This window comes from Prochlorococcus marinus CUG1415, assembly GCF_017696015.1.
In the GTDB taxonomy this organism is placed as follows: domain Bacteria; phylum Cyanobacteriota; class Cyanobacteriia; order PCC-6307; family Cyanobiaceae; genus Prochlorococcus_A; species Prochlorococcus_A marinus_AE.
This window is the reverse complement of record NZ_JAAORL010000002.1, coordinates 25,229-51,470: the sequence shown is the minus strand read 5'-3', so window position 1 is coordinate 51,470 and position 26,242 is coordinate 25,229. Positions and strand designations below refer to the sequence as shown.

General features: G+C 31.3%; 31 protein-coding genes. 13 read left to right on the top strand and 18 right to left on the bottom strand.

All coding sequences use genetic code 11. From position 1 onward, the window contains the following. Positions 1-84 precede the first annotated feature (84 nt). The gene (locus HA143_RS06415) at positions 85-231 is read left to right on the top strand and encodes a hypothetical protein (RefSeq protein WP_209084734.1); all 147 of its coding nucleotides are present in this window, start codon (positions 85-87) and stop codon (positions 229-231) included. 165 nt (positions 232-396) lie between these two features. Here the strand turns inward: HA143_RS06415 and HA143_RS06410 are convergent, their stop codons facing one another. Further along, a complete protein-coding gene (locus HA143_RS06410; RefSeq protein WP_209084732.1) occupies positions 397-540 on the bottom strand; it encodes a hypothetical protein in 144 nt (47 codons plus the stop codon). A gap of 589 nt (positions 541-1,129) precedes the next feature. Here HA143_RS06410 and HA143_RS06405 point away from each other — a divergent pair. Then, complete coding sequence (locus HA143_RS06405) at positions 1,130-1,441, top strand: DUF3303 domain-containing protein (RefSeq protein ID WP_209084730.1); 312 nt, start codon at positions 1,130-1,132, stop codon at positions 1,439-1,441. A 63-nt stretch (positions 1,442-1,504) separates the two neighbouring features. Then, a complete protein-coding gene (locus HA143_RS06400) occupies positions 1,505-1,672 on the top strand; it encodes a chorismate-binding protein (RefSeq protein WP_209084721.1) in 168 nt (55 codons plus the stop codon). A gap of 655 nt (positions 1,673-2,327) precedes the next feature. Here HA143_RS06400 and HA143_RS06395 read toward each other — a convergent pair. Continuing rightward, positions 2,328-2,492 carry a hypothetical protein gene (locus HA143_RS06395; RefSeq protein ID WP_209084718.1) on the bottom strand — a complete coding sequence of 55 codons (165 nt, stop codon included), beginning with the start codon at positions 2,490-2,492 and terminating at the stop codon, positions 2,328-2,330. A gap of 11 nt (positions 2,493-2,503) precedes the next feature. Then, positions 2,504-2,689, bottom strand: a complete 186-nt coding sequence (locus HA143_RS06390; RefSeq protein ID WP_011376708.1) for a hypothetical protein — start codon at positions 2,687-2,689, stop codon at positions 2,504-2,506. Between the two features lie 318 nt (positions 2,690-3,007). Between HA143_RS06390 and HA143_RS06385 the strand changes: the two genes are divergently transcribed. Next, complete coding sequence (locus tag HA143_RS06385; RefSeq protein WP_209084716.1) at positions 3,008-3,646, top strand: SOS response-associated peptidase; 639 nt, start codon at positions 3,008-3,010, stop codon at positions 3,644-3,646. 57 nt (positions 3,647-3,703) lie between these two features. On the opposite strand, the gene HA143_RS06380 is transcribed toward HA143_RS06385, so the two are convergent. The 6 genes from HA143_RS06380 to HA143_RS06355 form a co-directional block, all read right to left on the bottom strand. Next, a complete protein-coding gene (locus tag HA143_RS06380; protein ID WP_209084714.1) occupies positions 3,704-3,853 on the bottom strand; it encodes a hypothetical protein in 150 nt (49 codons plus the stop codon). 113 nt (positions 3,854-3,966) lie between these two features. After that, positions 3,967-4,689 (bottom strand): 23S rRNA pseudouridine(2604) synthase RluF, encoded by a 723-nt coding sequence (rluF, locus tag HA143_RS06375; RefSeq protein WP_209084712.1) that lies wholly within the window; start codon positions 4,687-4,689, stop codon positions 3,967-3,969. A 324-nt stretch (positions 4,690-5,013) separates the two neighbouring features. Further along, positions 5,014-5,328: a hypothetical protein gene (locus tag HA143_RS06370; RefSeq protein ID WP_209084710.1), complete on the bottom strand. Its 315-nt coding sequence runs from the start codon at positions 5,326-5,328 to the stop codon at positions 5,014-5,016. A gap of 419 nt (positions 5,329-5,747) precedes the next feature. Further along, entirely contained in the window at positions 5,748-5,897 is a 150-nt protein-coding gene (locus HA143_RS06365; RefSeq protein WP_209084708.1) for a hypothetical protein, read from the bottom strand. After that, complete coding sequence (locus HA143_RS06360; RefSeq protein ID WP_209084699.1) at positions 5,898-6,080, bottom strand: hypothetical protein; 183 nt, start codon at positions 6,078-6,080, stop codon at positions 5,898-5,900. A gap of 689 nt (positions 6,081-6,769) precedes the next feature. Beyond that, a complete protein-coding gene (locus tag HA143_RS06355; protein ID WP_348534784.1) occupies positions 6,770-7,219 on the bottom strand; it encodes a DoxX family membrane protein in 450 nt (149 codons plus the stop codon). A gap of 427 nt (positions 7,220-7,646) precedes the next feature. Between HA143_RS06355 and HA143_RS06350 the strand changes: the two genes are divergently transcribed. Together HA143_RS06350 and HA143_RS06345 are read left to right on the top strand one after the other, a co-directional pair. Continuing rightward, entirely contained in the window at positions 7,647-8,033 is a 387-nt protein-coding gene (locus HA143_RS06350) for a hypothetical protein (protein WP_209084695.1), read from the top strand. Next, on the top strand, positions 8,033-8,674 hold the full coding sequence (locus HA143_RS06345; RefSeq protein ID WP_209084693.1) for a hypothetical protein: 642 nt from the start codon (positions 8,033-8,035) through the stop codon (positions 8,672-8,674). Before HA143_RS06350 ends, HA143_RS06345 begins: the two co-directional genes overlap by 1 nt. 115 nt (positions 8,675-8,789) lie before the next feature. Here HA143_RS06345 and HA143_RS06340 read toward each other — a convergent pair whose 3' ends face one another. Both HA143_RS06340 and HA143_RS06335 read right to left on the bottom strand, forming a co-directional pair. Then, positions 8,790-10,148 (bottom strand): S1C family serine protease, encoded by a 1,359-nt coding sequence (locus HA143_RS06340; RefSeq protein WP_209084691.1) that lies wholly within the window; start codon positions 10,146-10,148, stop codon positions 8,790-8,792. Positions 10,149-10,480: 332 nt separating this feature from the next. Then, positions 10,481-13,240, bottom strand: a complete 2,760-nt coding sequence (locus tag HA143_RS06335) for a CHAT domain-containing protein (RefSeq protein ID WP_209084689.1) — start codon at positions 13,238-13,240, stop codon at positions 10,481-10,483. Positions 13,241-13,586: 346 nt separating this feature from the next. Here HA143_RS06335 and HA143_RS06330 point away from each other — a divergent pair, with 346 nt between their 5' ends. Together HA143_RS06330 and HA143_RS06325 are read left to right on the top strand one after the other, a co-directional pair. Continuing rightward, the gene (locus tag HA143_RS06330) at positions 13,587-14,816 is read left to right on the top strand and encodes a hypothetical protein (protein ID WP_209084687.1); all 1,230 of its coding nucleotides are present in this window, start codon (positions 13,587-13,589) and stop codon (positions 14,814-14,816) included. Between the two features lie 8 nt (positions 14,817-14,824). Continuing rightward, positions 14,825-15,790, top strand: a complete 966-nt coding sequence (locus tag HA143_RS06325; protein WP_209084685.1) for a hypothetical protein — start codon at positions 14,825-14,827, stop codon at positions 15,788-15,790. Between the two features lie 599 nt (positions 15,791-16,389). Here HA143_RS06325 and HA143_RS06320 read toward each other — a convergent pair. The 4 genes from HA143_RS06320 to HA143_RS06305 form a co-directional block, all read right to left on the bottom strand. Further along, entirely contained in the window at positions 16,390-16,695 is a 306-nt protein-coding gene (locus HA143_RS06320; protein ID WP_042850607.1) for a hypothetical protein, read from the bottom strand. A gap of 186 nt (positions 16,696-16,881) precedes the next feature. Further along, a complete protein-coding gene (locus tag HA143_RS06315) occupies positions 16,882-17,022 on the bottom strand; it encodes a hypothetical protein (protein ID WP_209084682.1) in 141 nt (46 codons plus the stop codon). A 75-nt stretch (positions 17,023-17,097) separates the two neighbouring features. Continuing rightward, entirely contained in the window at positions 17,098-18,159 is a 1,062-nt protein-coding gene (locus tag HA143_RS06310) for a GTP 3',8-cyclase MoaA (RefSeq protein WP_209084680.1), read from the bottom strand. After that, positions 18,149-18,754 (bottom strand): molybdenum cofactor guanylyltransferase, encoded by a 606-nt coding sequence (locus tag HA143_RS06305; protein ID WP_209084630.1) that lies wholly within the window; start codon positions 18,752-18,754, stop codon positions 18,149-18,151. Before HA143_RS06305 ends, HA143_RS06310 begins: the two co-directional genes overlap by 11 nt. A gap of 221 nt (positions 18,755-18,975) precedes the next feature. On the opposite strand from HA143_RS06305, the gene HA143_RS06300 reads away from it, so the two are divergent. Continuing rightward, entirely contained in the window at positions 18,976-20,529 is a 1,554-nt protein-coding gene (locus tag HA143_RS06300) for a NarK family nitrate/nitrite MFS transporter (RefSeq protein ID WP_209084622.1), read from the top strand. Positions 20,530-20,564: 35 nt separating this feature from the next. Beyond that, complete coding sequence (locus HA143_RS06295; protein ID WP_209084620.1) at positions 20,565-22,676, top strand: molybdopterin oxidoreductase family protein; 2,112 nt, start codon at positions 20,565-20,567, stop codon at positions 22,674-22,676. 9 nt (positions 22,677-22,685) lie between these two features. Here the strand turns inward: HA143_RS06295 and HA143_RS06290 are convergent, their stop codons facing one another. Beyond that, positions 22,686-23,147, bottom strand: coding sequence for a nitrate reductase associated protein (locus tag HA143_RS06290; RefSeq protein WP_209084618.1), 462 nt, complete (start codon positions 23,145-23,147; stop codon positions 22,686-22,688). 107 nt (positions 23,148-23,254) lie between these two features. On the opposite strand from HA143_RS06290, the gene moaC reads away from it, so the two are divergent. Both moaC and HA143_RS06280 read left to right on the top strand, forming a co-directional pair. Further along, positions 23,255-23,734: a cyclic pyranopterin monophosphate synthase MoaC gene (gene moaC, locus HA143_RS06285; protein WP_209084616.1), complete on the top strand. Its 480-nt coding sequence runs from the start codon at positions 23,255-23,257 to the stop codon at positions 23,732-23,734. Between the two features lie 12 nt (positions 23,735-23,746). After that, positions 23,747-25,012, top strand: a complete 1,266-nt coding sequence (locus tag HA143_RS06280) for a molybdopterin molybdotransferase MoeA (RefSeq protein WP_209084614.1) — start codon at positions 23,747-23,749, stop codon at positions 25,010-25,012. Here the strand turns inward: HA143_RS06280 and HA143_RS06275 are convergent. Continuing rightward, the gene (locus tag HA143_RS06275) at positions 25,007-25,492 is read right to left on the bottom strand and encodes a molybdenum cofactor biosynthesis protein MoaE (RefSeq protein ID WP_209084612.1); all 486 of its coding nucleotides are present in this window, start codon (positions 25,490-25,492) and stop codon (positions 25,007-25,009) included. The two genes, HA143_RS06280 and HA143_RS06275, sit on opposite strands and share 6 nt — an antisense overlap. Further along, complete coding sequence (locus HA143_RS06270) at positions 25,452-25,703, bottom strand: MoaD/ThiS family protein (RefSeq protein WP_209084610.1); 252 nt, start codon at positions 25,701-25,703, stop codon at positions 25,452-25,454. The genes HA143_RS06275 and HA143_RS06270 overlap by 41 nt, the downstream gene beginning before the upstream one ends. Before the next feature lie 35 nt (positions 25,704-25,738). On the opposite strand from HA143_RS06270, the gene moaB reads away from it, so the two are divergent. After that, on the top strand, positions 25,739-26,233 hold the full coding sequence (moaB, locus tag HA143_RS06265) for a molybdenum cofactor biosynthesis protein B (protein ID WP_209084608.1): 495 nt from the start codon (positions 25,739-25,741) through the stop codon (positions 26,231-26,233). The last annotated feature ends 9 nt before the right edge of the window (positions 26,234-26,242 follow it).

The window sequence follows — 26,242 nt, the reverse complement described above, 5'->3', positions numbered from 1 at the left end:
AAACTCTTTTCGGGATTTAGGGATGATTACTTACTTTACATAAAAAATACAATTGCTAAGTTTAAAATAAGAGATTTATTAATTATGTTTCTAAATTATCTGCCTAGAGAGATGGTTGAAGTTGTTGGTTTAACAATTATTTTTTCATTTCTAGTTGGAACTATATTAATTTTGTTATTTACATCAGATCAGGCAAATACAAAGAATCTATATTTAAAGAAGGCTAAATAAATTTTAAATAATTTATCCTTATATAAAGGACTATTTTTTTAATAAAATTACCTCGCAGGTGCAGAACATGATTTTTAATATTGATATATAAATATATTTAAGATTATGGGCGAAGCTAAAAGAAGAGAGGAGGTAGTCCTAATTCTTTTAGCTCTTTTTCTTTTATTAGGCAGCTTTGGATATGTTGTTTTTCATTTCTTCAATTTTGTTGATTAATTCATCTAACCATTCTGTATTGTTTTCTGATCTTTTCTTGAAATATGAGATTTTTGGTTGGTTGATTTCTAATGTCTCAAAATCTCCACTCATGAATTTCCTCTAAATTTATATTCTGCCTAATGTATCTAGAGAATTTATCCTTATCAATAGGAGCTAATACTTATTGGCAATTTACCATTGCTAATAAGTTCCCTTTTTTCAATAATATAAACATTAAAGATATTTATTCCTTATAGTATGAATAGTAATGAAGATTTAGAAAAAAGAATTCAGACTTTAGAAAAAGAGGTAGACCATCTAAAAGCTATTCTGAAATATCAAAAGGTTCAAATACATGAATCCTTGATCAGCCTTTATTGAGTAAAGTAAATATTTCGATAAAAAAAGTGTGTCAGCTTCGCTCCAATTTAAAAAAGCGGGATAATCCCCATCACCCAGCTCTTTGTGAAATCCTAGCACTATATATGGTGCTTGTAAGTAATAAAAATTACCTATTGATGGGGTTGTTTGTTTTAATTTAATTTGTCATTATAGGAGTCCCCATCACCTAGGCTCGTAAGAGTCTTTTTTTTTGTTATTTTATCCATCTAGGCTTATTATTTTTAAAATCAGTGTTTAAAGACTTTTTATTTAATTTTTAAATTCGATAATTAATAATTAAACAAAAATTATTTTATTCATGCAAACATACATTGTACACTGGCAATTTCCAGATCAAGAAAGTCATATGCAAGGGGCAGAAGCTTTCGCCGGTTTTGTGGAAGGAGGATGCGAAGGTGATGAATTTGATGGATTTAAAGTTCTTAATCGAGTAGTAAATCCTGAGGGAGCTAATGGGTGGGCAATAGTTGAATCTTCAAATCATCAGAACATTTGGAAATGGAGTAGTATCTGGGTCGATAATTTTGGTGTAGAAATTGAAGTCACACCAGTTTTAAAAGATCATGAATTTCTATCTGTCCATAAAGAAATTGCAGCAGTCTCGAATTAGTTGTTTATCTTTTAAAAGATTGACAGTCGATCTAAAATAGAGGGATAAAATCCTCTTTTTTTTATGGGAAAATTCTCTTCTCAAGAAATTGAAAGTCAGTACAACTTGATAAAAGTGCTTTTAGCTGAACCTGAAAAGTATAAAGACGCCATTGACGCAATTAAGAAAGATATTGCTTATATGCCTATAGAGCTTAAAAAAAAACTTGAGGAAGAAAATATTATCTTATGAATGTAAAACTAAATGCATAAGTAATTTTCATTAATTTATTATTATTTTGCGATGAATAAATTGAGGCCAAACCTCATTGAGTACCTTCTAAGTTTACTCCAAGATATAAATTGACTTTGTATATTACGTGTCAATTTAAAAACCCTTTCATTATTTGGGATTTCTTGAGAGATTTTTTTTATTATGGAATAAGAGAAATTAGGGTTGCTATTTAAAAATCTTGAGAATAAATAATAAAGTAACATAGGATGTTCGAAGTTATCTTCAAATGAATTCATATGTTTTTAGGAAACAATCATATATCTATCTATCTTTTTTAAGTTTGATTTATATTTTGACAAGCAAATCTATAACAACAACACATATTCAATAAATTTTGTCTACTTTCGATAAATTGTGCTCAACTGAATTGAAAGCAAGAACATTGGTTTGACTATCATTAAATGGTCTTTAAATTAGAAAACCATCTATAATCAATATTTCTTGGGCTTAAATTGTATCTTTCTTATCTTCAGCCTTAAAGTTCTTATAAGGAGAGTATTCAACTTGAACGCGTCTTTAATAAATTCCCTTCTGATAATCCATTTCTCTAACTCCTTATTTTAGGATTGATAATTTTAACTTTTAAGATTAGTAATAAACTATTCGTCAAAAACTAACCAAGAGAATCTAAGTCTCTTCTATGATGGACTGTATTCGAGTCATCGTTTGATACTTTCTGATCTCTCATTAAATCTGCAATTGTTGGGAAATCTATCGCATTATCAAGATCTTTTGCGTGCTTATCTTGAATTGCGAATGGTGATCTTTTTAAGTTCATAATTAATTACCTCAAAATTTTTGTTGGATTCTAGTTACAGAATTTGGATGGTCATGTACATAAGAATTAAATTCTCTAGCAAGCATCAGGCAGTCATATGCATCTCGAGCGTAGAACCCTATTTGATGTGTACTGTTTGATGAATCTTTGTAACTTAGTACATATTTTTTACAAGATCTGATAGGTGTTGAAGACATTTGAACTCATGGCTGCTACTACTAAGTTCTAACTATACTGACTCACCAACCGACTAAAAAAGATGTACGGTTTGAGGTACAAACATATACGGATAGAGGACCAACAATTTAATTTTAAAAGCTATAAAATGTTCAAGTCTTGGAATATCGATAGAGATCTCACTCTGTTATTTATATACATCTAAAAAATTGTTTCCATCTGACTCTTGGATATTCTTAAATAATTAAATTTATAAATTTTGATTGAGAATAGATCACAAGTAAGAAAGAATAAGCAAGTTTTATTAAAATGAGTTTTAAAAAGTTTTTAGAAAATAAATGTGCGGAAGATTTGAACTTAACTCTGAATTTGAAGATTTGCCTAAAGTTTTGAAGCAAGACTATCCAGGTGGACTTGATACTAAATACGAGACTCAAAATTTAATTCAACCAACTGATCCAGTTCTGGTGATTAAGAATGAGGGGAAAATGAAAACAACTTTTATGACTTGGGGATTCATTTCTCCTTGGGCTAAAGACCCCTTCGATAAAAAGATAGCAAGACCATTTAATGCGAGATCAGAAACTGTAGAAGAAAAAAAATTATTCAGTGGAAGTTGGAAATATAAGAGATGCTTAATACCTGCAAGTGGTTTCTTCGAGAAAAATTATCGCATTCGTAAAGAAAATTATGAGACTTTTTGGTTAGGAGGAATCTGGAGCAAGTGGACTTCGCCTGATGGAGCTGAGATAGAAAGTTGCTGTGTTTTGACAACCGAACCAAATGATCTTATTAAACCTTTACATCATCGTATGCCTGTAGTTGTGACTAATGGATATGAGGAGAAATGGACTCAACATGTAAAAGATTCTTATGAATTAAAAGGATTGCAGCCAATTATTAAGGGTTGGTCACCAGATGGATGGGTATTAGAACAAATCAATAAACAACCAAGTGATCAAATGAGTTTGTTTTAAATGAAACGCCTAATAGTTACAGTTCTAGCCGCTTGCGATTAACCAACTGACTCATTACTACCTTGCTAAATTGATGTATCTCGGATTATACATATATTTTTCTCCATCATCATTATTATCATCATCATCATCATGGAAAGAAGAGATCAAAACATAAACTCCTCCTAGTCCTAAAATTATTGATAGGTATAGAATTGGATCTGTCATAAATTAATTCTGAAACATTCAAGTTAAATTTGAGGAAGCTTTTCGGAATCTATATTTTCTCTTAATTATTAAATTACAAAATTTTCTTCATAAAAACAGATGGGGATTGTTGATTAGTCAAATGTTTTTGAAGAATTTTCTAGTAATCTATTTAATTCCATGAGTTCTTCTTTCGTAAATTGGCGATATTTTCCCGTTGGTACGTCTAACTTAATATTCATAATTCTTACACGCTTTAATGACTTTACTTTGTAGCCTAAAGACTCACACATTCTCCTGATCTGACGGTTAAGTCCTTGAGTGAGTATGATCTTAAATTTCTTTGGCTCTAATTTTTTTACAAAACATTTCTTAGTTATGGTGTCTAATATTTCAACTCCATTACTCATTCTTTGAATAAAGTCTCTACTAATCGGAAGATTAACGCTTACAATGTATTCTTTTTCATGATTATTTCTTGATCTGAGTATTTTATTTACGATATCTCCATCGTTAGTCAAGAAGATTAATCCCTCACTAGGTTTATCTAATCTCCCAATAGGGAAAATTCTTGTAGGGTAATTAATGAAATCTATTATATTTTCGGGGCCTAATCTTTTATCTGTTGTGCAAACAATTCCAACAGGTTTATTAAAGGCTAAGTATATATTTTTTTGTTTCGTTGATGCATCTATTCTTTGACCTTCAACTTTTATTTGATCGCCTTTTTCTACCTTGGTACCAATCTCTGGAATATTGCCATTAATGGTTACTTTACCTTCCGAAATTAATTTATCTGCCTCTCTTCTGGAGCAAAAACCTACTTCGCTTAAATATTTATTTATTCTAGTAGCCATTTGGATACTTCTTTTTAATCTGCCCTAATAATTAAATAATTTCCCCTTATTTTAGCCCCACTGTCAATAAATAATAATTTATACCTAATAAAAGCAAAACGTATAAAGCTAGCTAATAATTATATATTTAGATTTATTTTTTCTACTTAGGTATATTTTTTCTACTTAGGTATATTCTTGAGATTCATACTTTCTTAGGTATCGCAAAAAACTTGACATCCCCAGACTTGCTTATTTTGGTTGCATTCTTAAAATTAAGGTAGTGTTCTTTGGGTGCAATAGGTCGAAGGTTCAATTTAATCAATCCTTTATAACGTAATCAAGTTAATCCCTTTTCATATCTTTCTTTTTTTTCTTCTTCTTATCTTTCTTTTTCTTCTTTACCTTTTCAGCAACCTCATCAGCCTTTTGTTCAATATTATCCAGCTTATTTGAGAGTTCCTTTATAGCGTTTGCTTTTTCTTCAATAACTACTTTTTCTTTTGCTTCAATTTTTTTAACTGTCTCTTCTTTAACTACGTTATCTTTTACCTCTTCCTTTTTAACGCTAAATCTACCTTTAATAAAATTTGCTATAAAAATAAGAACAGGAACATGGGCTAGACCACCAATTACTATTCTTGTTTCTGAATAAGCCATTTATTTTTAATAGAACTGAGATATTTAAGCATAAATTTGATTTTTAGAATCCTTTTATTAAGCCATTAGTAAAGCAATAGCAGTTACTAGTAGGCGTAGTAAGCATTTCATCTTATTCAACTGGAGTTAGTGAATAACAAATATCTCTATAATCATTTTCTTTATCCCACTCTTTCATCTCTGGAGCACTTGTAGCAGCAGCAAATCCTTCTAAATCCTTGACTTTAAGTTTTTATGTTCATTTACCCTGATGAGTTAATAGTCTTCGACATATTTATAACTCTCCTTTTCATGGCAATCGGCTACAAATTTATCGAAATCTTAAAAAGAACAAACAAAAGTAGAAACTATTAAAGTATTCATAAAAAACATTGTGTTATCCCCTCAGTTTAGATCGATTGACAATTAATAAAAGGCATTTAATTTTTATTTACTACTTCTCCGCCATACTCTCTTGCTATTACATCTAAACACCTAAGAATATCTTTATTTTTTAATAGATCTGTTTGTTCCAAATAATTAAGAAGAGTTCTTATTTGTTCAATAGTATTTTCTTCTAATTCCTTCATTTAGGCCCCCATCTTTTTTTCAAATTTAGCAAAGGTATCTGTAGGAATAAACCTTGTGTAATTGTGTTGATGTACTTCTTTTTCATGAACCATCACAAAAGAAATATCTTTAATGTTTAGATTTAGTTCTTCTCTTCTTTGATAAGTTACTTTTGTATATCTTTGATTGAAGGCATAAGGCACTAATACTTCTGTTTGTTTATCGGTTTGTTTTCTATATTTAGTCTATATTGATTTTTAATTAATCTGATTCTTATAGGATCACTTCTTTTACTTTCTTTCCCTACAAATGCTAAATCTTCTCCGTTTTCTTTTACCTATAGTCTTATAGACTCTCGATTTTTACCAACAAGTATTTATGCCTAGCGTAAACAATTCTTTCAAAAAATCTCTCCATTCACTTGTCCATGAAAACTTTTATTTAATGCGTGGCATTAGAAAAACCGATCATCTATTTATCTACATTGCGGGATAGTTGTGATTTAGAATCAAGAATGCGTTAGAAGATTATGGAATTTGGAGAAAGTAAATATAAGACAGAACTGTTGATAAAACTAAATAGTCTTATCATAGCTTGATTTGTAAGAGTGCTTTGGGAGTACTAGGTCGCAGGTCCTAATCCTGATTCCAAGCTTGTCTTCTCAGTCTTCTCAATATTCCTTTTAGTGATTATTTGTATAGCTTTAATATATTATTTTAGCCTTAATCGCTAATCAAAAGAATAATTTTTATGAGAAAAGTGTAATTAGTCTGAATTTTTCTCCAAAAAAATTAAGACAAAATAATCTTCACCTACATTTATTTTAGATGTTTTGTTCTATCCAGGATCAGCCTGCAAATCAATACAATTTATCTTTAATAGTAGAATGACACTAATTATCTTCATTCAAATCAGAATACTCAATTTCTTTAGAGTTTTTTTTGTCGTCTTGCTTAAAATAATGAAGATTCGTTTTGTCAATCGCTATTAGTAATCCTCCTATTAATGATAGATTTCGAGCAATTGCCATAACTTGAAGAGGCACTAAATGAAAAATAATCGTTGTAGGGATTAAGAAAATGAGGAGTAGAGAGCACGCAAGTTTGGTTTTTTCTGAAAAAATCAAAAGAATTGAACCGCTTATTAATAGTGCTATTGCTGCAATTAATAAAAGATTAGAAAGTGGCTCTGGGAATCCTCTGCTTGTTATATATTGGGCTTGACTGCCGAAGTCAGTAATCTTACTAGGTATGGCATTTACAAAAATCGCACTTAGAAGTAATTTGGCAAGAAAATTTAAAGAATAAAATCTTTGAAAGTTCATAAATAAAGTATCAGCTATTACATAATTAACTTAATTAGCCTTTTTTACAAGGATTATTTGTTACTCAGATAATGCATAAATGAGTGAACCTTAATTTGATAATTTATGGCAATAGTACTTTTTCTAGCGATTATTTAGTAATTTAATTGTATTTCTATGTTCAACTTTGTATACATTTGGAGTATTTTTGAGATTGGTAACATCTTGGTCATTGAAACTATTAAGCAATAGCCTAACTTGTTAATTTGTTTTAATGTCTCAATTTACAGACGGGTGCTTTGGTAGCACTAGGTCGCAGGTTCGAATCCTGTCGCCCCGATCAGTTATAGCAGTAAGTCTCAGCTAACAATATATTTAACCTAAAAAGTAGAGTGCCCAAAAAGTGTCCAAAATTAGTCAAAACATTTTGAATAAGGTTAAATAAACTCAACTGCAAGGAATTAAATTGGTTAATGCTTCTTTAAATTGGGCTTCAATAGCTGGAATATTTTTAATAATAATTTGGATACCCGCTATAACATCTGGTGTCTTTCAAATTTGGTTTACTTTAAATAGAAGAGCAGACACTTCCCCAAAGGTCATACTTAAAACTTTTTTCATTATTTTCTTAACAACTGGAAGAGCTTTTTGTATCCCTTTAGCGGGTGGGATAATGTTTTTCCAAGGGTGGAGACTTGATCCTATTCTGCAATTTGGGATGTCGTTATTAGTACTTGGAATTGCTGTTGAAATGATCCCTTCATTTATAAATGATTACCAAGGGTGGAGATCAAGAATTGGCAGAGCATCAGCTACAATTTTGGTTAATAAACAACCAAGCGACAAAAAGTAATGAAAATATTTTCGTTTTTTTCAAAATTCAAATTCAAATGGTGGAGCTGGGAAATAGATACGGTAAAACTTTTTCCTTTTATAGTTCTTGTTTTAGCTTTCTTGCCTATCCTTCCTTATGAGAAAAAAGATGGACAATTAATTTCTGTAATGGGATTTGAGGCAAAAGAAAATAATTTTTATTTGAACCTAAATGATTTCGTTCTACTTGAGGGAACAGATAATAATGTAGAAAATAAAAATGTTGATCCTAAAGTAAATAATAAGCCAGATAAATATCAAAGTCATTTGGCAAAGATCAATTCTTATTTAGATAAAAATGGCATTGTAAATAACGATAAATATAAAAATTATCTGGAATCAAAAAATTACAGCGAAGAACTAAAACAATGTCTTATCTTGAGAAATATTTTAATGACAGAGCTTGTGATTTCCGGAGAGACAAAAAGGTTATTATCTCAATGGGTGCCAAGTCCAGTTCCAGCTGTATGGATAGCCAGGTTAGGAATATTTTGGATTTTAGAGCTTATAATGAATCCTTATTTTAGCCCCGAGACGCTTGAAAAAGGAGCCAAGAAATGTAATCAGTTTGAACACCTATGGCCATCTGAAAAATATCTTGATCTAACTTTCGAAGAATAAGGTTAATTAGTGCCCATAATGTGCCCATAATCCAAGTCACAGAAAGTTTTCCCAGCCTGTCTTTTTTGTTGCTCAAAACAAGACCACTTTAATTGTGGTCAAATAGTGGTCATTATTAGACAGCAATATTTCCACATTCGTTTAAAGAGGAATCATTTATACCACTTAAGTCTGGTCTTTCCACATTTAGTTGTTGAAGTATATCAATAATCGAAACAGCGAAATTAAGACCTTGAGTACCTCCAGTTGTAGTTCTAGCAAATGTATTTATTCCAATAACTTCTCCTCTTGAATTAAGGAGTGGCCCACCACTATTCCCTGGATTAATGGCGGCATCAGTCTGAATGAGTGATGCTCCTGAAGTTGCATAACCCTCAAAATTACCTGACTGTCTGAATGCACTCACAATTCCTCTAGTAATAGTATTTGTTAAACCTCTTGGAGAACCAAGTGCAATAACTTCTTCACCAGGGACTGGATAACTCGAATAACAAATAGGTATTGAACCTGGATAGTTGTCTCCAATTATCTTCAATACAGCGAAGTCATCTTCTCTACTAACAAAAATTACATTTGCAAAAAGTTTTGCTCCAGTTGCTGTTTCAATTTGAATTTTTCCTTTTGTACCTGAACCAATAACATGTCTATTGGTTATTAATAATCCATCATTATTAATAAAAAAACCTGTTCCTTGACCTCTACTTGATTTAACAGTTACTACCTTTGGTAAAGATTTACCTGCTATTTCCTTGATAGATGATTCGTTTTTTACTTCAGATGGATTTAAAGAAATTTTAGGTATTTCCCATTTTCTAATAGCCTTAGAATAAAGTTGGGATAGTTTTTCAACTGTTACTTCTCCCATTGGAACAAACCTATTGTTTTTTCTTATGGCTAATCCTTTATAGTCTTTTGTATTTTTAACAAGGTTTATAAAATCATTTGGGAGAGTGAAACGTCCATCGTCTCCATAGAGAGTAAAATTTTTATCTTTAAATTTAATTTCTAGAGGCGAAGATAAATTTCCTTCATCTGAAATAATATTTGGGCATCCAAAATAAGAACAGCCTTCTTTAACAAAATAAATAGCATGAACATAATCTGCAGTCCATTTCGTAAGAATCGTATACTCCTTAATGTTGTAACTATTGGAAAAATCTTTTTTGTAATCCCTATCAAAGACGGCATAGTCAACTGAGCCGTCAAAGCTAGAAGTCAATTTGACTATGTTGTTATAAGGGATTTTAGGATTTTGTTCTGCCCATTCAATATCACTTTCCATTTCAATAACCATTAGTCCAGTTTCTGGATCCAAAGTAGTTTCCTCTTTTTTTGGTTTACCAGCCTCTCCTTTACATCTGGGCTTATTTTTGTGAACTGGTGAATTGCAATTTATTTCTAAGGCCTTTGAAGGTTGAGTAATAAATATTTGAGTAACGAACAAAAGTAGAATTGAGAATATAGTTTTATTCATGAAAACCAAAATTTATTAAAATTTGAATTGTGTGTAGTTTAGAAAAAGTGGTCAAATAGTGGTCAAATACTTCATGATTTGTCTTGAGAAAGTACGCAACACTACGCAAGAAAATAGTCATAGCTTGAAAACCTAGTGCTGCACTATAGCTAATAAGTGCTTTGGGAGCACTAGGTCGCAGGTTCGAATCCTGTCGCCCCGATCAGTTATAGCAGTAAGTCTCAGCTAATAATATATTTCCCTCGAAAATACCTTCCCTCATATTTCCCTCAAATAACTATTTTTGATATTTTTGTTGAGGATTCTTTTTGTGATTAAAAAATTTAATAATCCTAAAATTTTATTTTTCTCCAGTCTCCACTCAACTGAAATGCTGCCCAAATTCCAGGGTGCCGGAATCCAGGAATAGAATGTTTTTTGAACTCTTCTTGAGTATCAATTAAAGCCTCAGATCTACTTTTGCCTGACAATATTTTTTCAAAAAAACTTTCCATAAAAAATGCTGTTCCTACATCATCAACCTTCCATAATGAAAGCAAAGTAGACTTCGCTCCTGCAACAGAGAAAGCGCGTTTGAGCCCATAAACACCTTCTCCAGATTGAAGATCTCCTTTCCCAGATTCGCAACCAGAAATGACAACCAATTCCGTTCCTTTTAAATCAAGTTTAGTAACCTCTAAAGCTGTTAAATATCCATCATCATAAGGGTTAAGATCTGGTTGATTTGCTCCGGCCAAAACAATCCCACTTCTTAATAAAGGGTTTTCTCCCTCGGATTGGTTGGGCATGTAATAAGCATGACTAGCGATGTGTAATATCTTTGGAGAAACTTCTTTTTGAACAGCTATAACTGTGGCTTTGTTTTGAGTTAGCAATCTTGCATTAATTAATTTTGCAACCTCTTTACCCTCTTTTGACGTTCCTGGTAAGGGACTCCAGTCTAGTGTTCTTAAATCAATTGATCGACTTTGAGGCCTATCAGTTGATAATGATTCTTTTTTAACTTTTATTGGAATAGATTCTTGATAATCAAAAGAGGGATTAGCAACAACCAAAGGCTTTTGAAGATAAGTTTCTAATTGTTTTTCAAGACTTATTAATTCTCGACCAGTAGTTAGAAGACGTAAATTAACTATTTCTCCTAATAAACTATCCCCCCTATGGGAACTAATAGCAGAAAAAGGTACACGATTAAGTTCTGCATCAGGAGAAATAAATAATGTGTCTGAATCTCCTAGAAGGTTTTTTAAAGGTTTAATTATTAATTGTCCTACTTCGTTCCATAAATCTTGAGCATCAACCAATCCTTTTTCTGATGCAACTAGTGCCTTTTGGATCTGTTTATCTATTGGAAGAGAAAGACCGAGGTCAAAACTTTTAGATTTTCCATCACTATAAAGAATAAGAGCAACATATCTAGGTGCACCCCAAATTTCTCCAGATTCTGAAAGAGGTTGATAAGGTGAATATTTCTGATATTCAATCAATATTGATTTTGGAGGTAATTTTTTACTAATAATCTTTGCATCAACAATCTCAAAATTTAATTTTGGTAAAAGACGATATATTTTCTTTTCTAATAAACTTTTTTCCAATATCAATTCACTCCTATCATCCTCAGATAATGAGGTATTAGATAGATTTTTTAAAATTTCATCAAATTGTCTAATTAATTTTTGATCCTTTTTAGATAAATTAATTAATTCATTCTGTTTTCTTTCAATATCCTCCAGTAATCCCTGCCGATTTAATCTTACGAAAAAAGCCAACTCTAAACCGGAAGAGGACTTTAATGCCTGGGTAAAAGCCATATCAGGTCCATCACCAAAGCTATCAACAAAATCAAACCTCTCCTCTTCTGGAAGATAAGGGGCTTCTTTTTGAATAAACCTTAATTCTGTCTCCATACCTTTTCTTGCAAAAACATTTGATTTCTCATCATTTCCAGATTCCTTATAAATTCCTGCGATATTGTTTAAAGTTAAAGATATATTTGGATGGTCGATACCAACATAATTCTCATAATATATATCTAATGCTCTATTGGAGTACTCCAGTGCATATTTAAAGTCCTTTTTATTTAGGTAAGCCATAGCCAAATTATTAAGCGTTACTGCTACATCAGGATGGCTGCTTCCTAAATATTTTTCTTTAGTGAATAATGCTTCTTCATATATTTTTATTGCTTTTCTATTTTTTCCAATATCAAGATAATATCCTCCTAAATTATTGATAGTGGTATGAAATAAAGGGTTATTGTCACTAAGTAAATTTTTAGCTAATTTATAGGCTTTAAAAATATATTTCTTAGATTTCTTTAAATATTTAGAGGATTTTCCATAATCTCCAAAATAATAATAATTTAATTCAGCATATGCTCGCCCCAAATTAGTGAGAGTTGTAATCCAAGAAGTCTTATCGAAGGGGTTAAGTTCCTTTTGCATCAGCAATGCTCTTTCTAAATACTCTGTGGCTATTTCATATTGGCCTTGATCCAAATACATAAATCCAAGATTATTTATCCCTGTAGCAGTATCTTCATGAAATCCCAGTTCCACAACATTAATATCTACAGACTTTTCATATGATGTTTCGGCTTTAGCATAATCTCCTACTTCATAATAAATATGTCCTAATTCCGAGTAATAATATGCTATTTCCAACTTAAGTTCATCATAAAATTTTTCGGCAGTTTTTATAACCTCATCAATTAAATTTATTGCCAAATCATATTCACCCAGTTGACCATAAACAATTCCAATGCTTGTTAACAAATTCAATAGGGATGGACTTTGATCTTCAGAAAAGTTTTCTAAAACTTTTTTATAAGATTCGATTTTTTTATCAGAATTATCAAACTCAGAAATAATCGCTAATATTTGATGTGCAATTTCAAGTTCCTGTTCTAAATTTCCCTCTTGTCTGGCTTTATCAACTAATTTCTCTAATGAATCCAAATCTTTTGGATAAGTTTCTTTCGAGATATTTTCACTAATAATTTCAGATCTTAGTTCTAAAGGATTAACTACAACAACACTAAGAAGTGACAACTCAATCAATATTACCGTTGATATTTTTTTTAGATTGATCATTCTGAATCTATATTATTAGATTTTAGCTTTTCCCTCAAAATTCCCTCAAATAAACTGTGAGTAGTCCGAATTAGTCCACACTTTAGACCTTAAAAGTGTTGATATAGCTTTGAGTCTCAGTTATAATCTTATTCTTGCGGGTGCTTTGGGAGCACTAGGTCGCAGGTTCGAATCCTGTCGCCCCGACTCAATCAAAACCAAGTCATACTAGCGAGTTACCCAGACTCGCTTTTTTATTGGAAATATTTGTCCACGCCCAAAGTGGACAGATAGTGGACAATATTTTCCAATAAACATAAAATATTCAATATATTTAGTTCTTTATAAACGTGAGTTAATTAGTTTTGTGAATAGTAATAACTCAATACTCAAATTATTCTGTAATAAAGAATTTCAAATAATTCTATTTTTGTTTATATGTTCTGTTTCATCCAATTCAGTTTATGCTAATTCAATAAAGTCCAATCAATCAAAAAACAAATCAATAAACCTTAGCTGCCTTCAATATATTGAAACGAAAAGCACATATTATTGTTGGAATGGTGCTAAGTTTACAAAGACAAATAAAATTACACCCAAAGAAGAAAAAAATAAATTAGCAGACTCTTCGCTATCTAATGATATTCAACTTGATGAACTTATTGATGAGGCAAAAAACACTAAATTACAAATCGAAGAAAAAAATAAATTAGCAGACTCTTCTCTATCTAATGATATTCAACTTGATGAACTTATTGATGAGGCAAAAAACACTAAATTACAAATCACTGAAGTGAAGATAGTAAATAATAACGAAAAAGATAGTAGTAAATTATTAATTGCCCCGATAATAAAAAGTGTTCAAGATGAAAAACCTAAAGAAACAGAACCTTCTCCTGGATTGAGCTTTGGCATTCCAAGTGCAATGGGTTCGTCTTGGAAGGATGTATTCGTATCAGTTGCTTATACAGCTGATTATGATGAAGGTTTGTTTACTTGGCATAATCAAGATAATAATAAGGTTGCTGATGGATCAATGAATTTTGGGTTTGGATTTGGAAATCCAAATGAATCAATAGGAGGAGAAATATCTGTTGGAATTATCAGTTTATTATCTCAAAATGGTGAGAGTGGTTTTGGAGCAGATGGAACTGCCGGTTTAAAATTTCATAAAGCATTGCCTTCTTTATTTAATACGCATGCCGCGATTGCATGGACAAACCCAATTAAGTGGGGAGAAGCCACTAAAAAAGACACTATTTATGGAGTTATTAGTAAAGAGTTTGAATTAAGACCAGACACTAATAATAAATTCCCCTCTTTATTAACCCTTGGGGTAGGGACTGGGTCACACAGATCAAATAGGGCAATTGACGATAATAGAAATGATCCAAATTTATTTGGAGGTTATGGCGTACAGATATTACCAAGAGTCTCTATTGCTTCGAGTTGGAATGGGAATGCATTAAATGCAGGTATCGGTCTAAGTCCTTTTGATTTCCCTTTAAATTTTTCTATAGGTTTATCTGATATTACTAATAACTCAACTAATGGTGCTCAGTTCAATATAAATACAGGTTATTCATTCAGGTTTTAAAATTAATTATGAATAAAATTATCATCAAAAAACTAAAAAGATTTCTATTCATCTTTGTTTTTTTCCTGTTTTTTACTCAACAAAATTGTTTCGCAGGCAAGAGTGAGAAGGGTGGTGGAGATTCAGGCAAATCAAGCACAACTGGGAAGAAGTCATCTAATTCGGATTCTTGTAGCTCCTCTTCAGGTAAGACTTCAAATTCAACTGACTGTGATGCTGCATTATCTTCTGCGGCAACCAATTCAAGCGTTTTTTCATGGGGAGGAATGCCTTCCTTTTCACCTAATTCAGAAATAAGTAACTATCTTGGAGGTAATTCATTTGAAATAAGTTTTGTCCCAGGAACGACAACGATTGTCACTAACTCTATTGGATTAGAACTAAGTATTTCAAGTGCTTTTACAACGGAGGGGGCTTCCTTAATAACAAGTACACCTATTGGCTTAGCTAATAGCAGTTCACTTGTAAATTTCAATAATATTGATTCCATAAGTTTATCCATAGGATTAAACCCTGCTACCTCAAATAATTTGTCACCTGCATTGTCTTTATCAGTTTCAGAAAGCAAAGTAATAGTGCAAACAAATGAATCAGCAAATCAAATAGTTGAATCAAAAGGTATAGGTAATTCAAGTGGAGTAGTTTTAACTGTTTCTCCAATAGTTGCCCAAAATATTGAATCATCAATTGCCAATTCTGGATTAGCTTCTTTAGCCTTAACAATCAACGGGCAATTCATCACAGAACCAAGCACAGCTGGAACAAACCTTAATAATGCAATTAATGCGTTACTAAATTCTAGTGATCTTGCTATGGCCGAAACAATTCTCCCTACAGCGCTAAATGATGCATTAGACGCAATATCTCAAATAATTCCTGTAGTTGAACCAGGTGACAATAGCAGAATTGCTAATGTTGCGAGGGCATTGCACGAAATAAAAATTAATTCAATACCAGGATTAAAAACTAATTAATAGAACCTTTTGCATTTATCTAAGTGTGGACAAATAGTGGACAAATGTTGCTTAAATTATCAGGACAACCCACGCAGAACTAAGCAAAAAAATAGTTATAGCTTGAAAACCTAGTGCTGCACTAGAGCTGTTAAGTGCTTTGGGAGCACTAGGTCTAGGGTTCAAATCCCTACACCCCGATAGTTATAGCAATAGATCTCAGCAATACCAAAAAGTGAGTCTCAAAAATCCGTAGAAAATTCCGTAGATATTTATGGAAATTAACAAAAACTTCTACGGAAGTTGGAGGATATGTGTGCAATTAAATGTTGAATACAGGCAATATTGGACTATATTATGATCAATCGGATTGCAGCGAGTGACTTTTCGTTCCCTTATATATAAGGGCGTGATCAACCTTAATCGGCAATGTTTACGAAGAAACCTCCGCCAACCCCCTTCCACTACCTCCACGAAGCAAGCATGGTTGCCCTTCTTGAAAAGCGGAATTATAGATGGAGCTCGAGGAAAAAATTAAAGGAAATATTCAATTTAAAAAATCTAATGTCATTAAAAAAGGGGCTAAGCCCCTTTTTTTTAATAATTCGGTTTAATTAAAATTAATTTCCTCCCAGAGGTGACCAAAGAGTTGCTTCTGATCCTATAACTGGGGCAACACCATGACTTTTGATTTTAGTAGAAACTTTATTTTTAACAATAGGAGTATCTATTTCTCCTAAAGCTGACCATAAAGTTGATTGATGAGCGATAACAGCTGGAACTTTTAACGTTTGAGATTGTAAAGAAGGCTTATGGGTTCTTACAAGTTGTACTCCAAGAGAACCAACAACAAATGCTCCAAGAAAACCTGCAAATATAGCAGTAGTATTGTTACTCCTTACTGAGGTAGATACGTTATTAGACATAATAGTTATGTGACTAAATTTCATTTTTTGACCGAAGTCCCCGTTCCTTGGCTTCAATCTTAATGCGGCTCGCAAAACGAGATGAACGTTTTTGTAGTCTACGCTACATATTAACTATAAGTACAATTTAATTTATAAGTTGTTCATTACTATACAAAAACTTATTAAAAAATAAGAAACTTAATTTTAAAGTGAAGAAAATATATTTGAATTTTGTTCAGTAAAAAATAATTGATTATTTTCATAGTTGTTAGCAGAATAACTTTCAGAAACAACAACCCCGTGAGTTAACCCAAAAATAAAACCAAGTAAAATCGCTAAACGCATTGCGAGATATAAACTAAAATCAATTTCCCTCGAATTAAGAATATATGATGTAGTTATTTATACTTAATAAATTTTTTATCCCCCAAGATATGACATAGATGGATGCATTTTTTGATTTTTGTTAGTTGTTTTTTCTAATTTTTTAAATCTATCTTCACTATAGTTATCTTCTCTCGCTTCCCAAATGCTCTTGATTTTATTTTCCAGTTCATGGAGATTAATTGGTAGAGATAACCATGGGTTTAGATTGATACCTTCACTAGAAAAAAGACACGTGTAAGCATAACCATCGCTAGTTATCCTCAACCTATTACAATCTGAACAAAAAGGATTACTTACTGAAGAGATTGTACTTATAAAACTTTTTGAATCACTGATGTACCATCTATTGGCTGTTTGCCCTTCCTTTCTTCCGTAGTCTTTTAATCGATATTTCTTCTTTAATAAACTAATAATTTTTTCAGAGAAAAAAACATCTGATGGCTTCCAATTATTAGATGTGCCTACGTCCATATATTCAATAAAACGAATTTCTATAGACCTTTTTTTTGCAAAATCAACTAATTCAAAAATTTGATTATCATTTATCTCTTTTTTAATGACTGCATTTATTTTTAATTTCCCCTCCTTTGGATTAAATCCAGCATTAATTGCATGATCTATTCCTTCAAGGACAGTAAATAATTTTTCTTTACCAATAATTTTATTTTCCTCTCCAATCATGTTTGAAAAAATATCAGGTTCAATTGCATCTAAACTTACTGTTATCCGGTCTAAACCATTTTTAAAAAGCTCAATAGCTTTTTTCTTAGAGAGCAAATATCCATTTGTAGTTAGAGAAATATCCTGTAAATTTGCTATTGGATTTGATTCTTCTAACCTTTGCAATTTAATTTCATGAAGCAGTTCATCTAATTGAGAACTTAATAAAGGTTCACCTCCAGTAATTCTTATAGAATTTACCCCTAATCGACAACTGACCAAAATTAACTTTTTAAATTGTTCAATATTTAATACATCTAAACTATAATTTTCTGGCTTACAGTAAATGCATGAAAAATTGCAATTTTGTTTAAGAGATAACCTTAAAACTTTTAACTTTCTTTTTCTATTATCCTCCAATTGCTTAAGTCCCATTATTCATATTTAAAAATTCTCTCTTCGAATTTATATTAATTAAATCTCCATTGTTTGCATAGAAATATTTATGGGGAATTTGATCAACCCATCCAAGAAAGTTTTTCTTTCCAGAGGATAACTTTTTTTTTAATTTAAAATGATTTTCTTCATTGATGGGATAAATACCGAATAATGGTTGTACAAAAATTCCATCATGGGATATTACCGCAGAATTTTGATTTTTTTCCCATGATTGAATAAGTGAATAAATTAATTTTGTATTCAAATTAGGCATATCGATTGGGATAATCAGGATATTTTTAGTGGTTTTTTTAAAAGATGAAAAAATTTGTTCTATACAAGTTAAGGGGCCATCAAAGGGTTTGGCATCTGAAATAAAGCCAACATTATTTATTTTATCAACTTCTTTTGAATGAGAATTATGATTCGTCATTACAAAAGTTTCCAAATTAAGGGTATTTAATATTTTTATTTTATGAGTAAGCCAATTTCCGCCTTCATGATGTTTAATTAGTGCTTTATCAAACCCCATTCTTGTACTCTTGCCACCAGCCAAGATGAATGCCTTAAATTTTTTATGTTTAATTTCCATAACTTAGGTAATATTTTCCCACGAGTATTTTATGTATCGAATAATACCAATAATTAGATTGCTAATTATTCCCAATTTTGAACTTTTCTTAGCACTGACAATAGAATTTTAGCCTTTTAATAAATTTGAATTTATTTTTTCCCAAATTTCGTATTAAATAATACAAATGTGTGCACTGATGGAAATATAAATTGCTTAAAAATTAATTTTGAAAAATTTTTATGTTAAGTGATGTTTGGTCTTTGAATGGCAAATATAGAACTCTTCACCTCACCTGGTTTGCCTTTTTCCTTACTTTTGTTGTTTGGTTTAATCTCGCACCTCTTGCAACTACTGTTAAAGCCGATTTAGGTTTATCTGTCGCTCAAATTAGGACAGTAGCAATATGTAATGTTGCTTTAACTATTCCTGCAAGAGTTTTGATTGGAATGTTATTGGATAAATTTGGTCCAAGAAAAACCTACTCAACAATCTTGATATTTTCTGTAGTCCCATGTTTATTATTTGCTAGTGCGCAAGACTTCAATCAACTTGTAATTGCGAGATTGCTTTTATCAATAGTTGGCGCAGGATTTGTTATTGGAATAAGAATGGTATCTGAATGGTTCCCTCCCAAAGAAATTGGATTAGCTGAGGGAATATATGGAGGATGGGGAAATTTTGGATCTGCTTTTTCTGCACTTTCTCTTGTTGCCGTTGCTGGATTCTTGTCTTTTTCAGGAGGTTTTGAGTTGCCAACTGGAGCTGTACTGAATTGGAGAGGAGCTATTGCGCTTACAGGAATTATTTCTTTTGTTTATGGAATTATTTATTTCTTTAGTGTGACTGACACACCTCCAGGAAAACCCTACCAAAGGCCTGCAAAAACAGCTGGTTTAGAAGTAACAAGTATAAGAGATTTCTGGGGTTTAATTGGAATGAATATTCCATTCGCAGCAATTCTTTCAGTACTATGTTGGAGACTTCAGAAGGTAGGTTTTCTAACTTCTTCTACTTATCCAATAGCTTTGCTTGCAGTATTGGCTTGGTTTGTTTTTCAGACTTGGGGAATTGTAAGGACAAATATTGAATTGTTGAAAGGAACTAAAATTTACCCTAAAGAAGATAGATATGAATTCAAACAAGTAGCTATTTTGGAATTAACTTACATAGTAAATTTTGGTTCTGAATTGGCAGTAGTTTCTATGCTTCCTAGTTTCTTTGAATTTACTTTTGATTTACCTAAAGCTGTAGCTGGAATTTTGGCATCATGTTATGCATTTGTGAATTTAATAGCTAGACCTGCAGGAGGATTAATATCTGACAGAACAGGTAATAGAAAAAATACAATGGGATTCCTGACAATGGGATTAGGTTTTGGATATCTATTGATGTCTTTAATAAAACCTGGAACTTTTACAGGATCAGCAGGAATTCTTATGGCTGTATTTTTAACTATGCTCTGTTCATTTTTCGTTCAATCAGGAGAAGGTTCAACTTTTGCTTTAGTTCCTTTAGTTAAAAAGAGAGTGACAGGACAAATAGCTGGATTGGTTGGGGCTTATGGAAATGTTGGTGCGGTAACTTATCTAAATATTTATAGCCTTTTACCTTTATGGATGGGAGGAGGTAAAGATCCTTCGCCAGAAATAATTGCTGCTTCCAATAGTGCTTTCTTCCAAGTTTTGGGTATAGCAGGATTAATAGTTGGATTCTTCTGTTATTTCTTTTTAAAAGAACCTCAAGGATCATTCGCAGATGCTTATGAAGGGGAAAAAGCTGAAAATTATGTTTAACCAACATCCATGTAGATATTGATAAAAGAAATTTTATGAATTTTACTAAAAGTCAATGCCCATATTGCGGTGTTGGCTGTGGGTTAAAAATGAGGCCTAAAAGTTTGGTTTCTGATGATAAATGGTTAGTAAGTGGAGATAGGGATAGTCCTTCAACTCAAGGTAAATTGTGCGTAAAAGGAGCAACAGTATGTGAGACTTTAAAAGACGGGAGATTAAAAGAACCACTTTATAGGGAAAATTTAAATGAAGAATTTAAACAAATTTCCTGGGACGAATCATACGAAATTCTGAAAGAGAATATTTTGAGTTCTATAAAAAATTATGGACCTGATTCAATAGCTATGTATGGCTCAGGTCAATTTCATACTGAAGATTATTACGTAGCCCAAAAGCTTCTCAAAGGAGCAATAGGCACAAATAATTTTGATGCTAATTCAAGACTATGTATGAGCTCAGCAGTAGCTGGATATAACAGAAGTTTTGGCTCTGATGGCCCACCTTGTTGTTATGAAGATATTGATCATTGCTCTTTAATTTTGTTAATAGGGACAAATACTGCAGAATGTCATCCGGTTCTTTTTGATCGAATTAAAAAACGTAAAAGAAACGTAAATGATAATTTAAAAGTAATAGTAATCGATCCAAGAGAAACTGAAACTTCATCCATAGCAGATTTTTACTTACAAATTTCTTCTGGAACAGATCTTTTTTTATTTATTGGGATTGCGAATTATCTTTATAAGAATCAATTAACTGATCAAAATTTCATTAATAAGTCGACCGAAAGCTATTTTCATTTTGTAAAACATATACAAAAATGGGATTTAAAAAAAATAAGTGAAATTTGCAATATATCTGAGCAGACAATTTTTGATATTGCAAAATTATGGGGAGAAAGCAAAAATGTTTTAAGTCTCTGGTCGATGGGTTTGAATCAAAGGCAAGAGGGTACAGCAGCCGTAAATGGGCTAATAAATCTTCATCTAATGACCGGCCAAATAGGCAAAGAAGGTTCTGGTCCTTTTTCCTTAACTGGCCAACCAAACGCTATGGGTGGGAGAGAAGCTGGAGGACTATCTCACCTTCTTCCAGGATATAGGTTTGTAAAAAATAAAATAGACAGGAATGAAATTGAAAAAATATGGGGGTTCCCTGAGGGAAAGATATCTGCAAAACAGGGTCTATCTGCATTTGAACAAATAGAAGCTATAAAAAAAGGATCTGTGAAAATTTGGTGGATTGCAGCTACGAACCCTTTGGTTAGCATGCCTAATTTAAACTTTGTAAAAAAAGCACTTTCAAAATGTCCTTTAATTATCCTCAACGAATCATATGAACAAAGTGAATCAATTAAATATGCTCATCTAGTTTTGCCGGCGGCTCAATGGAGCGAAAAAGATGGTGTTATGACAAATTCAGAAAGAAGAGTAACCCTTTGCCCATCTTTCAGAGAATCGAATAAAAATTCAAAACCAGATTGGCAAATATTTGCTGAATTAGGACAGAAGATAGGCTATTTAAAACAATTTGAATATGAATCTTCATCGGATGTTTATGATGAATTTTTAAAAACGACTACAAAAAGATTATGTGATATGAGCGGATTATCATATCAATTATTAAAAAATCATGGTCCTCAACAATGGCCTTATCCTAAAGGCAGCGTACCTAGTACATCTTCAAAAAGATTATATGAAGATGGTCATTTCCCAACTGAGACTGGCAAAGCAAATTTTTGTATTGATGATCCTATAGGGTTGGCTGAACCCCCTTCAGATGAGTACCCACTAATTTTGACAATTGGAAGATATCTAAGTCAATGGCATACAATGACAAGAACTTCTAAAGTTCAAAAACTTACAAAAAAGAATCCAGAACCGTTATTGGAAATTAATTCTAAAGATGCTTTATCTTTAAAAATCAAAAATGATGAAATAGTAAAAATTAAATCCAAAAGAGGGGAAGTTCAAGCAAAAGTTCAGATTACTGACAAAATTAAAGCAGGTACAGTTTTTTTACCAATGCATTGGGGTTTTAGTCAAAAAAATATGTGTGAAGTAAACTCTTTGATGCATGAGAAGTCATGCCCGATATCAAAACAACCAGAATTAAAAGCATGTGCAGTAATAATTGTTCCAAACTAGGCAAGAATCTTATTTTAGAATCTCATCAAATGCTCTATCCAAATTGTTGTGTTCATGACTGGGTCTAACTAATTTGCAAAAAGCAAATCTATCTAGTTCGTTTAAATTGCTCCATTTTTCAACAGAAATATTAATTCCCCTTGCTAGTGCCGATTTTAGAACTTGGTCAGGAACTTTATTTTTATTTTGCCAAGGTTGATTAATTGAAATTTCTATTTCTTTTGCTTCTCCATATTTTGAATTGGATGTAATTTCTTTCAAAAAAGTTTTTAAATCAAAAAGATCGTTTTTTGAATCTGGCCAATCTACTATCTTATTTTTTTCAATTAAATTAAAATCTTGCCAATGAGTAAGTTTCAATTTTATTCCAATTAAATCAAGTTTCCTTCTTACACACAAAGGTATGCATCTTAAGTCTTTAATAAAATCATCCTCGAAATTAAAATAATGATTTGATTGACTGTTGACCAAAATTAAATTGATATTTTATTAATAAATTAATGCTAAGTATAAAAAATTGATATTAGCTTTATTAAAAATTTTATTTTTTGTATTATTGAATAAATTGCTAAATGTAAATGGATAAATCTTTAACTCATATTAATGAAAGGGGAGAAATGAGCATAGTTGATATTTCAGATAAAGTAGAAACTAAAAGAGAGGCTTTAGCAGAAGGATACATTAATTTAAACAAAGAAATATTAGAAAAAATAAAAAATGAAAAAATTAAAAAAGGTGATATTTTTGCAGCTGCTAGATTTTCTGCAATAAATGGTGCAAAAAAAACCTCAGACCTTATTCCTCTCTGTCATAATTTATCATTAAATAAAATCACAATTGATTTTGAAATTTGTGAGTCAGTGAAAGCAATTAAAATTATTGCTTTTTGCAAATCTCATTCTAAAACAGGTGTTGAGATGGAGGCTCTTACATCAGTTTCAATTGGTCTTCTTACTCTATATGACATGCTTAAAGCTTTAGATCCTTTTATAACAATTGACAATATTCGCCTTTTAGAAAAAAAAGGTGGTAAAAATGGAATATTAAAAAGAAGTTAAGTACTCACAATAATGGGAATTGATATCAATAATCAGGGTCTTTATTTAAATGATGCTATTAAAAAAATCTTGGAAGAGATAGATACTTTAATAGTGAAAAATAATATTTTACATAAGGAAGAGATCAATTTAGACGAAGCACTTGGAAAAGTTTCTATGGAGGAAATCTTATCTGAGGAAGATATACCAGGTTATAGATCATCAGTTATGGATGGATATGCTTTAGGAGAATCAACTACAAAAGGAAATAAATGGAAAATTGTCGGAGAGTCTTTTCCCGGGAAGCCATTTAATGACCTTCTTAAAAAAGGTGAAGCTGTAATGATTAGCACAGGTTCGTTTGTGCCAGATAATTGTTTCTCTGTGATACCTCAAGAACAAGTTTCTTTAGAACTTTTAAACGGAAATGAGTATATTGTTATAAAAGAAAAATCATCTAATAACTCTTGGATTAGAGAAAAAAATGATCAAGTATTTAAAGGTGAAATATTAATCAAGAAAGGGGTAAAGATTACACCAGGGATTTTAAGTAAATTAGCAAGTTGTGGGATAAAAACTATAAAAGTTAGTAAAATTTCTAAATTAGGTTTACTAATTACTGGAGATGAACTTATCAAATCAGGAACTGCAAGAAAGAAAGGAGAAATATGGGAAAGTAATAGTATTTTGATAAAATCAATCGCAAATAATATTGGATTTGAAATTAATGAAATTCATATAGAAAAAGATAATTATCAAAATATTAAAAATTCTCTTAGAAATATTTCTGAATTTAATGATGTGGTTATTTCAGTTGGTGGGATATCAGTGGGTAAAAAAGATTTTTTAAAAGATATTATTAATGAGATAGGAGAAATTAAATTTTGGAAACTATTTTTAAAGCCAGGAAAACCCTTTGCTTTTGGATTGATAAATAAAAAAATTCCTTATTTTGGATTACCGGGGAATCCCGTTTCAGCAGCTATTACGTTTATCCAACTTGTGTGGCCCGCGCTTCAGAAACTTGAAGGCATTACTAATATTGAATTCCCTCTTAGGATTAAGGTTAAGCTGAATTCTGATTTGAAAAGAAGAAAAGGGAGACCAGAATTACTTAGAGGAAAACTTATTGTTAATGAAGAAGGTGAATTGATTGCAGATATTTCTGAAGAACAATCCTCATCAAAGATTAGTTCAATATCTAATTCAGATTTATTAATAGAAATACCCTCTGAAATTGATTTTTGTCAGAAAGGAGATTCATTATGGGCACAACTTTTAAAAAATAATTTTTTATAATTCAAACCCTAAGTCAGTATTCTTTTTTACCCATGAGGATCCTTTAAAAGTCCATTCTTTTTTCCAAAAAGGAACTTTATATTTTGTAAATTCAAGTATTTCCTGGAGATATTTATTTGCAATGCCTCTATGATTAGCACTTACTGCTATTAAAATAATAGGTTCATTAGGGTAAATGAAACCTATCCTGTGTAAGAGAAAAATAGATAAATCATCCTGTTTTTCAGCAATGTTCACTAAATATCTTTTAATATAATTTTCGGTCATTCCTTTATAATGAACAATTTCTAGTTTCTTTAAATTATTTCCAAATTGATCAAAGGGTCTTACTCTTCCAATAAAAAGTGAGTTTGCTGAATTTTTATTGACATTCTCCCAAAGTTCGAATTCTTTATAAGGATTAAAAGTTTCTTCTAGGATTTTAAATTGTATTCTTAAATTATCCACCAGTAAACATTGGCATAAATGCCACCTCATCATCCGGATTAATCTTCGCATCCATATCTGTAATTTCTTGATTTATAGAAACGATAATATTATCTTGAGGTAATTTAGAATTAATTAACTTCCATACAGAAAAAACCTTCATTTGAGAGCCTTCAATTTTAAGAAATTTTTCATTCCATCCTAGATCTTCAGCGATACTAGATAATAAAACCACTTTAATTTTGTTAGATTTCTCGCTTTCCATCTATAGTGATCTAGTAACTAATGGTTTAATTTTAAGTGGTTTCTATAGCTTTGCTTACTGTTTCTGATACTCGTAACACAAAAAATGATGAGAGTGGAAATTATCTCCTGCAAGAGGCTGAGAAATCAGGACACAATATCTTTGATAAGATAATTTGCAAAGATGATATTTATTTAATTAGAAAATATATAAGCGATTGGATCTCAGATCCAAATATTGATGTGATTATCACAACAGGTGGTACAGGAATTACAGCAAGGGACGTTACTCCTGAAGCTATTAGACCTTTATTAGATAAAGAGATTGATGGTTTTGGGGAAACTTTTAGATTTTTATCATTTAAAAAGATAGGAACAAGTACTTTACAAAGTAGGTGTATTGCAGGGTCTGCAAATGGGAAGTTTTTATTCGTTTTGCCTGGATCTAAGGATGCTGTAATGACAGGTTGGCAAGATATAATTTCTTATCAACTTAATGAAAATACAAAACCTTGTAATTTAATAAATCTCATTGATAAGTTAAAAAAATAATTCACTAGT

Coding starts and splice junctions, on each gene's coding strand:
- HA143_RS06415 (WP_209084734.1), top strand. CDS start 85: ATGTTTCTAAATTATCTGCCTAGAGAGATGGTTGAAGTTGTTGGTTTA.
- HA143_RS06410 (WP_209084732.1), bottom strand. CDS start 540: ATGAGTGGAGATTTTGAGACATTAGAAATCAACCAACCAAAAATCTCA.
- HA143_RS06405 (WP_209084730.1), top strand. CDS start 1,130: ATGCAAACATACATTGTACACTGGCAATTTCCAGATCAAGAAAGTCAT.
- HA143_RS06400 (WP_209084721.1), top strand. CDS start 1,505: ATGGGAAAATTCTCTTCTCAAGAAATTGAAAGTCAGTACAACTTGATA.
- HA143_RS06395 (WP_209084718.1), bottom strand. CDS start 2,492: ATGAACTTAAAAAGATCACCATTCGCAATTCAAGATAAGCACGCAAAA.
- HA143_RS06390 (WP_011376708.1), bottom strand. CDS start 2,689: ATGTCTTCAACACCTATCAGATCTTGTAAAAAATATGTACTAAGTTAC.
- HA143_RS06385 (WP_209084716.1), top strand. CDS start 3,008: ATGTGCGGAAGATTTGAACTTAACTCTGAATTTGAAGATTTGCCTAAA.
- HA143_RS06380 (WP_209084714.1), bottom strand. CDS start 3,853: ATGACAGATCCAATTCTATACCTATCAATAATTTTAGGACTAGGAGGA.
- rluF (WP_209084712.1), bottom strand. CDS start 4,689: ATGGCTACTAGAATAAATAAATATTTAAGCGAAGTAGGTTTTTGCTCC.
- HA143_RS06370 (WP_209084710.1), bottom strand. CDS start 5,328: ATGGCTTATTCAGAAACAAGAATAGTAATTGGTGGTCTAGCCCATGTT.
- HA143_RS06365 (WP_209084708.1), bottom strand. CDS start 5,897: ATGAAGGAATTAGAAGAAAATACTATTGAACAAATAAGAACTCTTCTT.
- HA143_RS06345 (WP_209084693.1), top strand. CDS start 8,033: ATGAAAATATTTTCGTTTTTTTCAAAATTCAAATTCAAATGGTGGAGC.
- HA143_RS06340 (WP_209084691.1), bottom strand. CDS start 10,148: ATGAATAAAACTATATTCTCAATTCTACTTTTGTTCGTTACTCAAATA.
- HA143_RS06335 (WP_209084689.1), bottom strand. CDS start 13,240: ATGATCAATCTAAAAAAAATATCAACGGTAATATTGATTGAGTTGTCA.
- HA143_RS06325 (WP_209084685.1), top strand. CDS start 14,825: ATGAATAAAATTATCATCAAAAAACTAAAAAGATTTCTATTCATCTTT.
- HA143_RS06320 (WP_042850607.1), bottom strand. CDS start 16,695: ATGTCTAATAACGTATCTACCTCAGTAAGGAGTAACAATACTACTGCT.
- HA143_RS06315 (WP_209084682.1), bottom strand. CDS start 17,022: ATGCGTTTAGCGATTTTACTTGGTTTTATTTTTGGGTTAACTCACGGG.
- HA143_RS06310 (WP_209084680.1), bottom strand. CDS start 18,159: ATGGGACTTAAGCAATTGGAGGATAATAGAAAAAGAAAGTTAAAAGTT.
- HA143_RS06305 (WP_209084630.1), bottom strand. CDS start 18,754: ATGGAAATTAAACATAAAAAATTTAAGGCATTCATCTTGGCTGGTGGC.
- HA143_RS06300 (WP_209084622.1), top strand. CDS start 18,976: ATGTTAAGTGATGTTTGGTCTTTGAATGGCAAATATAGAACTCTTCAC.
- HA143_RS06295 (WP_209084620.1), top strand. CDS start 20,565: ATGAATTTTACTAAAAGTCAATGCCCATATTGCGGTGTTGGCTGTGGG.
- moaC (WP_209084616.1), top strand. CDS start 23,255: ATGGATAAATCTTTAACTCATATTAATGAAAGGGGAGAAATGAGCATA.
- HA143_RS06280 (WP_209084614.1), top strand. CDS start 23,747: ATGGGAATTGATATCAATAATCAGGGTCTTTATTTAAATGATGCTATT.
- HA143_RS06275 (WP_209084612.1), bottom strand. CDS start 25,492: ATGATGAGGTGGCATTTATGCCAATGTTTACTGGTGGATAATTTAAGA.
- HA143_RS06270 (WP_209084610.1), bottom strand. CDS start 25,703: ATGGAAAGCGAGAAATCTAACAAAATTAAAGTGGTTTTATTATCTAGT.